At 57.8% G+C, this 12,483-nt stretch carries 14 protein-coding genes and 1 pseudogene; 9 read left to right on the top strand and 6 right to left on the bottom strand.

Annotation, left to right across the window (positions count from 1 at the left end):
- Both IEQ42_RS24230 and IEQ42_RS24225 read left to right on the top strand, forming a co-directional pair.
- Positions 1-222: hypothetical protein (locus IEQ42_RS24230; RefSeq protein WP_210705683.1), on the top strand; the 222-nt coding region annotated here is incomplete at its 5' end.
- Positions 223-272: 50 nt separating this feature from the next.
- Complete coding sequence (locus tag IEQ42_RS24225; RefSeq protein ID WP_210705681.1) at positions 273-857, top strand: TetR/AcrR family transcriptional regulator; 585 nt, start codon at positions 273-275, stop codon at positions 855-857.
- A gap of 601 nt (positions 858-1,458) precedes the next feature.
- Here the strand turns inward: IEQ42_RS24225 and IEQ42_RS24220 are convergent.
- On the bottom strand, positions 1,459-1,863 hold the full coding sequence (locus IEQ42_RS24220) for a winged helix-turn-helix transcriptional regulator (RefSeq protein ID WP_210705679.1): 405 nt from the start codon (positions 1,861-1,863) through the stop codon (positions 1,459-1,461).
- Positions 1,864-1,911: 48 nt separating this feature from the next.
- Between IEQ42_RS24220 and IEQ42_RS24215 the strand changes: the two genes are divergently transcribed.
- A complete protein-coding gene (locus IEQ42_RS24215; RefSeq protein ID WP_215729746.1) occupies positions 1,912-2,727 on the top strand; it encodes an SDR family NAD(P)-dependent oxidoreductase in 816 nt (271 codons plus the stop codon).
- A 133-nt stretch (positions 2,728-2,860) separates the two neighbouring features.
- Positions 2,861-3,328, top strand: a complete 468-nt coding sequence (locus IEQ42_RS24210; RefSeq protein WP_210705677.1) for a MarR family winged helix-turn-helix transcriptional regulator — start codon at positions 2,861-2,863, stop codon at positions 3,326-3,328.
- A gap of 2 nt (positions 3,329-3,330) precedes the next feature.
- Here the strand turns inward: IEQ42_RS24210 and IEQ42_RS24205 are convergent, their stop codons facing one another.
- Positions 3,331-4,344, bottom strand: a complete 1,014-nt coding sequence (locus IEQ42_RS24205; RefSeq protein WP_210705675.1) for a zinc-dependent alcohol dehydrogenase — start codon at positions 4,342-4,344, stop codon at positions 3,331-3,333.
- Positions 4,345-4,348: 4 nt separating this feature from the next.
- Positions 4,349-4,783 carry a PaaI family thioesterase gene (locus IEQ42_RS24200; protein ID WP_210705672.1) on the bottom strand — a complete coding sequence of 145 codons (435 nt, stop codon included), beginning with the start codon at positions 4,781-4,783 and terminating at the stop codon, positions 4,349-4,351.
- A gap of 398 nt (positions 4,784-5,181) precedes the next feature.
- On the opposite strand from IEQ42_RS24200, the gene IEQ42_RS24195 reads away from it, so the two are divergent.
- Entirely contained in the window at positions 5,182-5,685 is a 504-nt protein-coding gene (locus IEQ42_RS24195; RefSeq protein WP_210705670.1) for a hypothetical protein, read from the top strand.
- 336 nt (positions 5,686-6,021) lie between these two features.
- Positions 6,022-6,536, top strand: a pseudogene (gene sodC / locus IEQ42_RS24190) (superoxide dismutase [Cu-Zn] SodC).
- Between the two features lie 77 nt (positions 6,537-6,613).
- Here the strand turns inward: sodC and IEQ42_RS27450 are convergent.
- The 3 genes from IEQ42_RS27450 to IEQ42_RS24175 form a co-directional block, all read right to left on the bottom strand.
- Positions 6,614-6,721, bottom strand: a complete 108-nt coding sequence (locus IEQ42_RS27450) for an MEKHLA domain-containing protein (protein ID WP_232392134.1) — start codon at positions 6,719-6,721, stop codon at positions 6,614-6,616.
- A gap of 182 nt (positions 6,722-6,903) precedes the next feature.
- On the bottom strand, positions 6,904-8,283 hold the full coding sequence (locus IEQ42_RS24180) for an NAD-dependent succinate-semialdehyde dehydrogenase (RefSeq protein WP_210705669.1): 1,380 nt from the start codon (positions 8,281-8,283) through the stop codon (positions 6,904-6,906).
- A gap of 159 nt (positions 8,284-8,442) precedes the next feature.
- Positions 8,443-9,447, bottom strand: a complete 1,005-nt coding sequence (locus IEQ42_RS24175; RefSeq protein ID WP_210705667.1) for a membrane dipeptidase — start codon at positions 9,445-9,447, stop codon at positions 8,443-8,445.
- 221 nt (positions 9,448-9,668) lie between these two features.
- Here IEQ42_RS24175 and IEQ42_RS24170 point away from each other — a divergent pair, with 221 nt between their 5' ends.
- From IEQ42_RS24170 to IEQ42_RS24160, 3 genes are read left to right on the top strand one after another with little or no spacing between them, the layout of a single operon-like run.
- Positions 9,669-10,880, top strand: coding sequence for a CaiB/BaiF CoA transferase family protein (locus tag IEQ42_RS24170; protein WP_210705665.1), 1,212 nt, complete (start codon positions 9,669-9,671; stop codon positions 10,878-10,880).
- Positions 10,877-11,653 carry an enoyl-CoA hydratase-related protein gene (locus tag IEQ42_RS24165; protein ID WP_210705663.1) on the top strand — a complete coding sequence of 259 codons (777 nt, stop codon included), beginning with the start codon at positions 10,877-10,879 and terminating at the stop codon, positions 11,651-11,653. The genes IEQ42_RS24170 and IEQ42_RS24165 overlap by 4 nt, the downstream gene beginning before the upstream one ends.
- Positions 11,654-11,682: 29 nt before the next feature.
- Positions 11,683-12,474 (top strand): enoyl-CoA hydratase-related protein, encoded by a 792-nt coding sequence (locus tag IEQ42_RS24160; protein ID WP_210705661.1) that lies wholly within the window; start codon positions 11,683-11,685, stop codon positions 12,472-12,474.
- Positions 12,475-12,483: the final 9 nt, after the last annotated feature.

Here is a 12,483-nt window from a genome sequence, read left to right as displayed (position 1 = left end):
GTCTGCTTACGTTTGCCGGCGTACTCAGCATCGGCGAAGGACATCTGTTTCATCGGGACTCAACCGTTCGATTCCTGTGAGGCGGGTATTTCACCAAATCTGGAAGCCTTTTTCAGAGTTTCCCTAATACCCAAACTATCCGAAAAATTTGGCCTGCCCTTGGGCCTCGTGCGCATGGATGTCTGGCCACTGATGTGTCATCTCTCGGGCTTGCCCATTTGACAAAAATCGACATACTTGACTCTCAGCCTACCAGAAGGTAGGTTCCGGCCATGACAAACTACTCCAACACCTTTTACGAAATTCTCAACTGTACCCGCTCGCTCATTATCGCAGGTGGGTACAACGGCTTCAGTTATGCGGATATATCCGAGTTTGTGGGTATTCGCAAAGCGAGTATTCACCACCACTTTCCTACCAAGGTGGATCTTGTACGAACGCTTGTTATGCGGTATCGAGAGGAAGCAGAAGCTGGGATTGGCGAAATTGAGCGCCATTGTCCAGCCCCCGAAGACCAACTGCGCGCCTATATGGGCTATTGGCAATCCTGCATAGGCGATGCAACAAAGAGTTACTGCGTCTGCGCATTATTGGCGACTCAGATTCCAGTGTTACCGAAAGAGGTGGTGGTAGAAGTGCGAACCCACTTTCTAGCGCTTTCCGCATGGCTCACTTCCGTCCTTGACCGGGGGGCCAAGCAAGGTATTTTCATGCTGTCCGGCGATCCTCGCTCCGAGGCAGAAGCATTTATGGCGACCGTTCATGGTGCGATGCTCTCGGCTCGCGCATACGGCGATCCCGAGATGTTTGGCATGATTACTCTCCCGCTCATCGACAGGTTGGTTATCAAGCAATAATAGAAAGGGCGCATGGCGGGATTCTGTTATGCGCGCCATCTCGACGTGTTGGCCGGCTTCCAGAAAGGGTTCGTGGAAGGCATTCGTGACCGCGGCTGGGTTTTGTCTGTGAATGGGTGCAAAAAAAACAGTCAATACATTCATGGGCGCTTGTTCCGTCTGATGGCGAATACACGGGAAGCTTTATTCCTTTCGATCAGTCCGATCCATTATCACAGCAGCTATAGCGCGCCGTGGATATGGCGCTGGGGCCACGATAAGTAGAGGTCGAAGTCGCGCCTTCGAACAGCACAAGAATCTGCTCTACGAGATCATCATCGGCGGCGCCGATTTGATGGGTGACGACATTCTCGATCTGTTCACGCAGTTGCGTTCTATAGGCGGAAACGGCTTGCGCTACATCGGCTACGTTTCCGCCAGTTTCGCTATACGCCCTCAGAAAGAGGCAACCGCGAGCCCCCTCGATCAGCGTCCAGTTTTCCAGCGCATCGAATAAACCTTCGACGCTGGTAACCCGCCATTGGTTGAAAAAAAACGTTGAGAAGGCTCGTTCAAAACAGCTGTGTGACCACTTCCGCCGATCCCGCCTAAGCCCGGATGTTCAAATCTCCTCTGACGAATCTTCCGCCTCGGGTGGATGGCTTGTCGAAAATCTGCGCGCTGCAATCAGAACAGGAAGAAGCTGGCGCCCCATTGGTGACATCTGATACTCGACACGCAGAGGCTTTTCACCGAAATCGATTCGCTCGATCAAGCCGTCTCTGGCCAGTTCGCGAAGATGGGCCGTCAGCATCTTCTGCGAGACGCCTGGCAGGTCGCGCTTCAATTGCAGTGTGCGAATCGATGGGTCCGCGTAGAGCCTGAACAGAATCGGTAGTTTCCATCGACTCTGGATCATTCTAATCACCCGAGCCACGTGCCAGGTCGATCCCTCAGGCCCAAGACAAATCTCACGTTGTTCCTGACTGATAGGCACATAAAAGTGCGTACTGGTTTCATCCATCATCTCTATTTACCTTGCGACGTTGATAATACGTGAATAGGAGGTGGGTACATGGACTTGCAATTAGGTGGCAAGAAAGCGTTGGTCACCGGTAGCAGCAAAGGCATTGGCGAAGCGATCGCCAGAAAGCTCGCGCTTGAGAATGCAGTCGTCATCGTTCACGGTCGCGATAGAACTCAGGCAGAACGAGTGGCCAAGGACATTATTAAGCTGGGCGGCAGTGCCTTTGTGGTCGTGGGTGATCTGACGGAAGATGACCAAGTCCGGCAACTTGTCGACACCGCGGAAAAGCTCGCGGGTCCTATCGACATTGTGGTCAATAATGCCGGCGGCTCAGGGGGCACGAAAGACTCCTGGAGCCTCACACAGCCCGATACCTGGGCAGCTGCCTATGATCGAAATGTTCTCGCAGCCCTACGTGTTACCACGCGCCTACTGCCCAGGATGCAGGAAGCGCGATGGGGACGAGTCATCAACATCTCCAGTCTGGCTGCAACGATGCCGCCGCCCACTGCGCCTGACTATTCCGCGGCCAAAGCCGCTTTGAACGCAATGACCGCTTCCATGGCGAAAGCTGTCGCCGCAGAGGGGATAACGGTCAACGCCATCTCTCCCGGCACGATACACAGTGCCACCCTTGATGCTCGGTTTCGTGAGGTCGCCGAGGAACGTGGCTTGGCGAGTAAAGACGCGCCATGGGAAGAAGTCGAGCGAGCGGTCCTGCCGATGTTTGCTCAGGTTCCTCTCGGCAGAGTCGGTCGTCTTGACGAGATCGCGGCCGCCGTCGCGTTTCTGGCAAGCCCGGTTGCCGGGTACATAACCGGGGTCAATTTACGTATTGACGGTGGTCTTTCTCCGGTTATCTAACACCTGCATCGTAAACGCTCCTTTTTTCCCCCATTCCAATCTTGTGCAAATGGCACGCATGGGACCGGCGTCGCAGTTGCCCTGAGTATCCACTACGGTTTAGGCTGCGCCGGAGCTCAGGGAATCCGTGCACATGGTCATTGAAAAAAAGATAAACATAGCATCGGTCAGCATGCAGTCGCTGCATCCACTCGATCATGCGCTTGAGTTACTGCATTTCGGATTTCGCGGGCTGACCATCAAGGCCGATCAGTTTCTGGCGACGCGCGACCTGTCTCGCGTGCATCACCGTGTTCTCTACATCATCGCCCGGGCAGATGAGATCAACGTCGGTGATCTGGCGATGACATTAGGCATCAGCAAGCAAGCGTTACATCGACCTCTCAAGCACTTGATCGACCAGGATCTGGTGTGTTTCAGCCGCTCCCCGGAACGCCATCGTTTCAAGCAGCTGGCGCTCACGGAAGGGGGTAGGGCGGTGGAACAGACCGCCACTGAATTGGAGAGACAGACTCTGGATCAAGCCTTTCGCACTGTAGGGGTCGAAGGGCAAGAGGCCTGGACGTCCGTCATGACGACACTGGCAGACAATCTGAACTGAAATCAGGTAATGCGCTCTCGCACCATGATGCACTTGGCGAGTGGGTCAAGTAATGCTTCGGTTGCCTCATCGGGCGAGACCACGGTGGGGCTTACCATCAATGGATCGCAGCGCCCGCTACTGACGAGGTCAAACACCTTGGGAATGTGTGGGCGTACATTGCAGAGCCCCACCGAAAGCGTGACGTCGCGCAAGTACATGCCGAAAAGGGGGATCTTCGGATCGTCGAAGATGATTCCTATGCACGAGCAATGTCCGCCCGGCGCCAGTGCCAGCAGCCCACGGTGCAGCGACTCATGATCACGGGTGGCGGACACGACAACGTCGTAACGCTCGTCAAGTACCGTCGGCAGTTCGACGTTGGCACCGCTACGCAGAGCGAGATCCCGACGATATTCGTTGTCGTCCAGATAATCGACGCTGCCCGCTCCAGCGGCGACGGCCATCTGTACAGCGAGCACGCCGAGGCTTTCGGTGCCACCCACCACAAGAACTCGGGCGTCCGGCCGGGTGCTGATTGGGCGACTGGTGGCGACCCAGGCATCTGTCAGGTTGTCACTGGCGCTTGCCACCGCCAGCGGGTTGAGCCCTGCGGGCAAAGGGACAAGCATCGCGTCGGCAAATGGCACGTCGACCACTTCCGAAAAAAGTCCGCCCCAATGGCCGCCTGCCGGCACACCGTAGGCAGCGTGGCGCGGTACTGTGGTGCATGCGGTGGCACGCCCGGCAAGGCACTGCGGGCACGTCCCACACGCGATCTTCCACGGCACGGAAACGAGATCGCCGCGGCGGACGGTCAGCACGGCCTCACCCACTTTCAACACCTCGGCGACACATTCGTGGCCTAAAGCAAAGGGCGGTTTGAAGGGGGTACTACCGGCAATCAGTCGACGGTCCAGGTCACAGGAAGCGGAAGCTATAGGGCGGACCAGCGCGCTGTGGGCGCTGGAAAGCTTCGGTGACGGAGCCTCGATCCAGGCCAATCGGCCCGCACTTTGAACATTCAGTACTTTCATCGGATCAGCCCTCAGTTACGACAAACGTGGTGGTGGCCTTGGCGAAAAGCTTGCCTGCATCATCGACCACTTGAGCATCGCAAATCGCCAGGCTCCGTGTACGCTCAACGACCCATCCTTCGACACAGTAGATCTGGCCGGCGCGTAGCGGCCGCACGTATTTGACGTTGAGGTCGATCGTTGAATGGGGAGTGGACGTTTCCAGCGTTGAGAATAACGCCAGCGCCGCAGCGCCATCGAGGCACGTTGCGGCAAAACCGCCATGCACGCCACCTGCGGGGTTCAGATGACGATCGTCAGGTCGAGCCTCCAGCGTAATTCTTCCAGGGCTGACCATGACGGCGGTCAGGCCCATCGTCTGGCCGATAGAAGAGGCGGGTATTTCCCCGCGAATCAGCGCACGCAGCGCTTGAAGCCCAGAGATCTCGTGTTCGGTCATATGATTTCCTATGTGGCCGGCCCCCGTGCGTTGAGTCCGTTGCCACCTTTGCGCTAGTTATTGTTGGAATACGTGTAAGGAGCGAGGAATGCCTTTGGTCGCTGTACGCGATGTAAGCGTGCACAGCCCGCCGACAACCTATACGCTGCGAAGACCTTAAGTCAACATGGTTGATATGAGGTGGAGTTAGCTTGACTCTGCAGACTACCTACTAGTAGGCTGGGCTGCGCTTGAAAAATATTTCTAGTGAAATCGAGGCTTTTGCAGGCCATTTGCAGGCAGCCCTATCCAGACATAGGGTCGTCGGTAATCGATCAGTCAACACGGCATTGGAATTATCTGTGCCTTATTCCTAATCGCCGCAATTGTGGCGCCGATTTTTTTCCTGAGAGATATCCATGACCCAGCCCATGTCATTTATAGGCATCATCCACACGGTGATCAGTCTGGTTCCCGTCATTGCGGGGATCTACAGCTTTGCCCGCTACAGCAAAATCGATAAAACGACACGCTCCGGCAAAGTGTATTTGGTGGGGACATTGTTAGCGGTTATCACGTCATTCGGAGTTTCCAGTACCGGAGGTTTAAACGCTGGGCATGCGTTTGGCATCGTGGTCCTGCTTGCCGCTTTCGGCGGTGTGCTCGTGCCTCGATTTACCTTTTTCGGGAAGCTTCGTCCTTATCTGTCTGCCTTTGGGCTGTCGTTTAGTTTCTTCTTGTCGTTGGTGCCGGCCATCAACGAAACGCTAACTCGACTGCCACCTTCCCAGCCTCTGGCCGCGGGTCCAACTGCGAGCGTGGTGAAGGTCACCTTGCTGATCCTGTTCTGCTTGTTCGCCATTGGATTTACTGCGCAATGCCGGCGTGTGTATTTACAGAATCGGGGACTGCTCCGGACATAAAAACAGGTAGCGGCTCGCGTTTGTATACACGCGGGCTCGCATTTATCCCGTTTTTCGGCTCAGATTATCTGCAAATGACGGAACGCTCTGGCCCAGATTAATTGCAAATGAACTTGCATTCGACGGCGCGGGCTCGCATTCCATCGCGGCGGGCTAACGCTATTTGCAATTATCCAGCAGGCCTGTTTTGTCTCATTAAAGACGTTTGTTGTGGCATGCCTCAAAAAGGCATTCCGATCCGGAAATAACGTCTCATCGCTGACTCGTTTAGTTCTACCCGAATGGGACTCAGCCTCCGTCCTCTTTAAATTATTTCTTGGAAATGGCAGGTAACCGATGGAACTACGTATTTTGCTGGGGTTGTTTACCGTTATGACCGTGGGCATCGCCCAAGCGGCCTCTTTAACCGTTCCCATGAGTATGATGAGCCTTGTTAATGCGCCGATTCCTATTGGAAACATCGTCATCAAGGAAACACAGGCCGGACTGTTGTTTACGCCCGACTTGAAGCTACTACCTTCCGGCCCCATGGATTTCATGTTCATGACAGTGGCAATTGCGCTCCTGGCACCCGTGTGAAGTCACCGGCCATGGCAGCGGGTGGACATTTTGACCCTGGACAAACCTTGAAGCATTCGGGTCCGAATGGGCGCGGGCATCTGGGTGACCTGCCTTTATTGTTGGTAAGCCCGCAAGGCACCGCCACCGCGCCTGTATTGGCGCCGAGATTGAAGCAACTGAAAGAGGTCAAGGGGCGCGCGCTGATCATTCATGCTGGCAGCGATAACTATGCGGACACACCGGTTAAATACGGCGCTGGTGGTTCACGAATCGCGTGTGGCGTGATCTGACAGAGTCGATTATTGCCTTAGGGATCGAGCCAGCCAACGGGTGCAGCGTTCGGCCAGAATAACGTGACTTGCCCTTTTCACACTCCTGACTCGTCCAGCACTTCCCAGACGACTCCATCGTGAATCATAAACGACTTGCCATGGCGGTCGACGCGGTAGCCTGCATAGACGGCATCACACGGCAAACCTTGGCTCTGGAGCTCAAGATCATGGCCGCGGAGGGCGCGGTGATTTTGAAGTACGGGCAGGTACGAATCGCCTCATTGACGCAGTTGAAAGCCATGCAGTCCGAATCGTAGAAAGAGTAGTTGATCGGGAGAGCAAGAGCGCGGAGTGGGCGTGGTACTCCGCGCAATTTCAGCGTGCGTTACAGCTGGGCACCAGCCAGCAGCACGTATTTGACGTGAACGTATTCCTCGATGCCGTAGTAGCTGCCTTCGCGGCCATAGCCTGATTGCTTGATACCGCCGAACGGAATCGAGACGGTGCCAACAGATCCCGAGTTGAGGATCACCATGCCGGCCTCAAGCTGGCGGGAGAGGCGCAGGGAACGCCCCAGCGCACTGGTGTAGGCGTAGGCGACCAGGCCGAACTCGGTCTGGTTGGCACGTTCGATGACTTCCGCTTCGGTAGAGAAGGAATAGAAGGCGAACACCGGTCCAAAGATTTCATTCTTTGCAAGCGGTGAATCGTCGGTCAGGCCCGTGAGGAGGGTCGGCTCATAGAACAGCCCGCCCTTGGCGTGGGGTTTGCCACCCAGCAGCACCTTGGCGCCGGCAGCCTTGGCCTGTTCGACCAGCGCAACGACTTTTTCGAAGCCGTTCCTGTTGATCATCGGGCCCACTACGAAATCTTCCCGCAATCCCTGATCGACATCGATTGCCGCCACGGCAGCCTTCACTTTTTCCATGAATGAATCGATGATCGTGTCCTGTACAAAAATCCGGTTTGGCGAGATGCACACCTGGCCAGAGTTGCGCAGCTTGGCACCCACCAGGCCCTTGACTGCTTCTTCGATATTGGCGTCGTCGAACACAATAAAGGGCGCGTTGCCCCCTAGCTCCATGGTCATTTTCTTGATGGTTTGCGCGCATTGCGCCGCCAGCAATTTACCGACGTTGGTGGAACCGGTGAACGACACTTTACGGATCCGCGGGTCGGAGGTGATGATCTCGCCGATCTGCTTGGGATCGCCCACTACCATTTCCAGAACGCCTTCCGGAATACCGGCCATGCGTGCATGTTCCAGCAGTTTGAAAGCGGTCAGCGGAGTATCTTCGGCAGGCTTGATGATCATGGTGCAGCCAGCCGCCAGGGCGGTAGCGACCTTGCGGGTGATCATCATGAACGGGAAGTTCCACGGAGTGATCGCCGCTACCGGCCCGACGGGCTCTTTGGTGACCATGACCGAAGCATTCTTGTCATGGGTTGGGATGGTGTCGCCGTAGACGCGCTTGGCTTCTTCGGCGTACCACTCGATGAACCCCAGACCGTAATCGATTTCGCCACGGGCTTCGGTCAGGCACTTGCCGTTTTCCTTCGACAGCAACTCGGCGAACGCTTCCTTGTCTGCCTTGACGCTATCAAACCAGCGGCGAAGCATATCGCCGCGTTCCTTAGCAAGCTTGGTGGACCACTCGGGAAAGGCTGCACACGTGCGGTCGACGGCGGCGTTGACGGCGGCCGCGTCGCTTTGCTGAACACGGCCGACTTCGCTGCCATCGGCTGGGTTGTAGACGACTAACATGGGCTGATCTCCAATCGTTGCTATTTGATTCAGCATGAAAGCTGAGTGCCCAAGTTACGTTTCGCGGGTAGTGCTGCGAATGCCGATTCATCTCCATTGCTTGCCTAATCCAATAACGGCAAGACCGTGCGTGAAATTAATACGTAAGGCTGGGTGCGCTCAAAGGGTCTCAGGCGACGGCCACGTGGATTGCGCCACACGCAGGAAGTTCTCGCCGTAGATGTTGTGAACATCCGACGCGCTGTAGCCCATCCGCTTCAACTCCCGAGCCACCTGCTCGAGGGCTGCTGGCTGTAATTGGCGATGGCCGTTCATATGTCCGTAATGCTGCTCTGGCCACCAATCGTTCTCCTCCACGCCCTCGGGCAGGTCTCGGTGGTCGGGGTGCAGTTCGGTGTCTAGGCCGAGGCCGATGTGGCGGGTCCCGACTCGCTCGGCCAGGTAATCGATTTGACGAATGTAGGTGGCGACTGAAGCGTCGGGGTCGCCCAGAAAAATCCCCAGGCCAGTGAGGCCGACCACGCCACCTTGGGCGGCACATGCGAGGATCTGCTCGTCGTCGATCGTGCGCGGGTGGTCATGGATAGCCTTCACATTGGTATGGGAAAAGATCACCGGCCGCTGCGAGAGCTCCATGATCTCCAGGCTTGAACGTTTGCTGGCGTGGGAGCAATCCATGACGACGCCGGACCGGTTGATTTCGCTCACCACCTCGCGGCCCAGAGGGGTCAAACCGCCGCCCGCGCCATGACAACCACCGGCGCAGCTGTTGTCGCGGTTGTAGGCCAGCAACATTTGGCGAACACCCAGTCTGGCGAACAAACCGACCATGGCGACGTCTTGCTGCAGCATGTTCGAACCTTCGAGATCGAAAGAAACCGCCAGCTTGCACTCGTCACGGGCGCGCTGGATATCGGCGACCGTACCTGCCAAGACATAGTCGCCTTCGTTTTGCGCCAGCCAGTGCCGGAAACCGGCGAGCACTCGGATCACGTCTGAAAATGGCGTCATGTCCATCCCCACGTTGACCGATACGTGATGAAAACCGGCGCTGCGGTAGACGGACAGGCCAGACATGTCCTGACTAGGGAGCAACGGCAGGCAGGCGTGGGCTTCCCACTGGATCGGTTCGCGGATATTCGTTTGCGGGTCCTTAAAGATCATTCTAGAGCTGCCTGCGGCGTGGTTGAGTGCTTAAACATCATGGCGCATTTGCGCGCGCGGGTGACAGTGTTCTGGTGCGCCCCCCGTCGTCGGGTGCCGGTGCCCTTAACAAAAACTCAAGCCCCCCCGCTTATAAAGTCGATAGCGGCGTCAAGACAGCTTTCCCTATCCTCGACCTCAACGATAAATCGCACGTACAAGTGCGCAACAGGGTGTTGACGATGCTGACCTACAGCTTGAAAAACATAAAGGTCGTGGATTTCTCGCACATTGTGGCGGGCCCCGTCTGCGGCATGCTGCTGGGGGATATGGGTGCGGATGTGATCAAGGTCGAGCCGCTGGGCGGCGAGTTGGGGCGCGCCATCGGTCCTCCATGGCAGCAGCGTCAGAGCGTGACGTCGCTTAGCGTTAACCGTAACAAGCGCGGCATTGCCCTGGACTTGAAAAGCGACAACGGCCGGATGGTCGCGCTGGCGTTGATGCGTGACGCCGATGTGGTGATCGAGAGTTTCCGGCCCGGCGTCATGGCCAGACTGGGCCTGGATTACGACACAGTCAAAGCGCTGAATCCGACGGTGGTCTATTGCTCGATTTCCGCCTACGGGCAAAAGGGGCCGTGGCACAAACGGCCTGGCGTCGACGGCAACATCCAGGCAGTGACCGGGTTGATGAGCATGATGGGCAACCCTGGCTCCACGCCTGCCAAAGTGCCGATTCCCATCGCCGACATGGTCACCGCCTACCTGTCATCGATATCGATACTCGCCTCGCTGCATGGCCGTCGGCATCAGAGCGGTGGCGAGCACCTGGACGTGAGTCTCTACAACTGCACGTTGATGTTGCAACACCTGTCGCTGAGCAGCTTTCTGGCCACCGGCCAAGCCCCTGAAAAAACCGGCAGCGCAGCGCCCTACGCGGCGCCGAACGAAGCGTTCAAAACCGCCGACGGTTGGATCATGGTCGCCGCCTATCATCCCGCGCGATGGACTGCGCTCTGCGGTCTGCTAGAGCTGCCGGAGTTAGTGCAGGATGAACGATTCCTCGACAACCCAGCCCGGGTGCAGAACCGCGCCCAACTTCACCCTTTGCTGGAGCAACGATTCGTCCGCCGAGGCTCCGCTCACTGGCTGCAGCAACTGGAGCAGCAGGACATCCTGTGCGCGCCGGTCGCCAACTACGATGAACTGACCTGCACTGATCACTATCTCCAGAGTGGTGTCGAGATCGAGCTGCAGCATGTCGAGGCGGGGGTGTTGCGCATGCCTGGCTTTGCCATTAACAGCCATCCGGGCGCGCCGCTGATGCCTCCTCCAGCCGTGGGTGAACACACCGCCGAAATCCTTGCCGCGCTGGGCTTCACCGAGCAGCAAATAGAAGCGTTCGAGGCAGCAGGCGTGGTGGGTGTGCGTCCTCGTCAGGAGGTGATGGCATGACCGCGTCTCTCGTGAGGCTTGACCGGCACGGCGCCGTTGCGTTGGTCACGCTGGCCAGCCACAACACCCTCAACCCGCTGACCAGCGAGCTGATGACGGAGTTGGGCAGTGTTCTGCAAACGCTGGATGCCGACACGGAAACCCGCGCGATCGTACTCACCGGCTCGGCGCGTGCCTTCGCGGCCGGCGCCGATATTCAGGCGATGGCGCAAATGACCTATGCACGAGCCGTTCGGGAAAATTACCTCGCCGCTGAGTGGCAGACAGTCAGCACATTGCGCAAACCCCTGGTAGCTGCCGTCCGCGGCTACGCGCTGGGCGGTGGCTGTGAATTAGCCATGCTGTGCGACATCGTCGTCGCGGGTGAAAACGCGCTGTTCGGCCAGCCGGAAATCAAGCTGGGACTGATCCCGGGAGCGGGCGGCACCCAGCGCCTGCCAAGGGCTGTGGGGAAATCGCTGGCGATGGAAATGAACCTGACCGGCGAGCCGATCACAGCTGCCCAGGCGCAGGCCTGCGGGTTGATCTCCAGGGTGGTGCCGGATGAGGAGGTGACCAGCGTTGCGCTGGCGCTCGCGCAGTCGATGGCGCGGCATTCGCTGCCGGTGCTGCTGGCGGTAAAGGCCGCCACGGCACGAGCGTTCGAAACCACGCTCGCAGAAGGTTTGACCTACGAGAGAAGCGCCTTTCACGGCAGCTTCGCCCTCGATGACCAACGCGAGGGTTGCGAAGCGTTCCTCGAGCGTCGTGACCCTCGCTTTACCCATCAATGACAACACCGATCAACAAGAGAGCGTGCGCCATGAATCCCGAGAAAACCGATCTGGTACTGATCGAACAACGCGGTGCCGTCCTGCACCTGACCCTCAACGCCAGGGAAACCGGCAATGCCTTGGCGACACCCATGTGCGTGGCGTTGGCCGAGGCGCTGGAAAGCGTCAACGACCGCCTCGATGTTCACTGCGTGGTGCTGCGCGGCAACGGTCGGCACTTTTGCACCGGTGGCAATGTGAAGGATATGCACAAAGGCGAGGACCTGATGCAGGGCGCCACTGAAGAGGTGCTGGAAGGCCTGCGCCGTTATCTGCATCGCATAACGCTGGCCATGCAGGCTGTGGAAGTCCCGGTGATCGCAGCGATCAATGGTTCGGCGATCGGTGCGGGATTGGACCTGGCGATGATGTGTGACCTGCGTGTCGCAGTAAAAGGCGCCCGTCTGGCTGAAAGCTTTCTACGCCTGGGTTTGATCTCGGGCATCGGCGGCGCCTGGTTCCTGACCCGTGCCGTGGGTCTTGCCAAAGCCATGGAAATGACCCTGACCAGCCAGTTTCACAGTGCCGAGGAAGCCCTGCAGATGGGCTTGATCAACCGCATGGTGGAGGCCGACGAGCTCGACACCGTGGTCGACGAGTTGGCCCGCGCCATCGCCAGTGCGCCGCCCAAGGCGCTGCGCCTGGCCAAGCGCCTGGTTCGTCAGGCGGCCACCAGTGATTTGCCGCAGGCGCTGGAGACAGCGGGCAGCGTGCAAGCCATTTTGCTGTGTGGCGCTGAACACAAGGCCGCGGTTCGAGCGTTTCTCGCGTCGTCCCAGTAATGCCTGCTC

The organism is Pseudomonas iridis (genome assembly GCF_017980685.1).
Taxonomy (GTDB): domain Bacteria; phylum Pseudomonadota; class Gammaproteobacteria; order Pseudomonadales; family Pseudomonadaceae; genus Aquipseudomonas; species Aquipseudomonas iridis.
This window is presented reverse-complemented; position numbering and strand designations above follow the sequence as displayed.

Coding starts and splice junctions, on each gene's coding strand:
- IEQ42_RS24210 (WP_210705677.1), top strand. CDS start 2,861: ATGGTCATTGAAAAAAAGATAAACATAGCATCGGTCAGCATGCAGTCG.
- IEQ42_RS24200 (WP_210705672.1), bottom strand. CDS start 4,783: ATGACCGAACACGAGATCTCTGGGCTTCAAGCGCTGCGTGCGCTGATT.
- IEQ42_RS24220 (WP_210705679.1), bottom strand. CDS start 1,863: ATGATGGATGAAACCAGTACGCACTTTTATGTGCCTATCAGTCAGGAA.
- IEQ42_RS24205 (WP_210705675.1), bottom strand. CDS start 4,344: ATGAAAGTACTGAATGTTCAAAGTGCGGGCCGATTGGCCTGGATCGAG.
- IEQ42_RS24180 (WP_210705669.1), bottom strand. CDS start 8,283: ATGTTAGTCGTCTACAACCCAGCCGATGGCAGCGAAGTCGGCCGTGTT.
- IEQ42_RS24170 (WP_210705665.1), top strand. CDS start 9,669: ATGCTGACCTACAGCTTGAAAAACATAAAGGTCGTGGATTTCTCGCAC.
- IEQ42_RS24175 (WP_210705667.1), bottom strand. CDS start 9,447: ATGATCTTTAAGGACCCGCAAACGAATATCCGCGAACCGATCCAGTGG.
- IEQ42_RS24160 (WP_210705661.1), top strand. CDS start 11,683: ATGAATCCCGAGAAAACCGATCTGGTACTGATCGAACAACGCGGTGCC.
- IEQ42_RS24215 (WP_215729746.1), top strand. CDS start 1,912: ATGGACTTGCAATTAGGTGGCAAGAAAGCGTTGGTCACCGGTAGCAGC.
- IEQ42_RS24165 (WP_210705663.1), top strand. CDS start 10,877: ATGACCGCGTCTCTCGTGAGGCTTGACCGGCACGGCGCCGTTGCGTTG.
- IEQ42_RS24195 (WP_210705670.1), top strand. CDS start 5,182: ATGACCCAGCCCATGTCATTTATAGGCATCATCCACACGGTGATCAGT.
- IEQ42_RS24225 (WP_210705681.1), top strand. CDS start 273: ATGACAAACTACTCCAACACCTTTTACGAAATTCTCAACTGTACCCGC.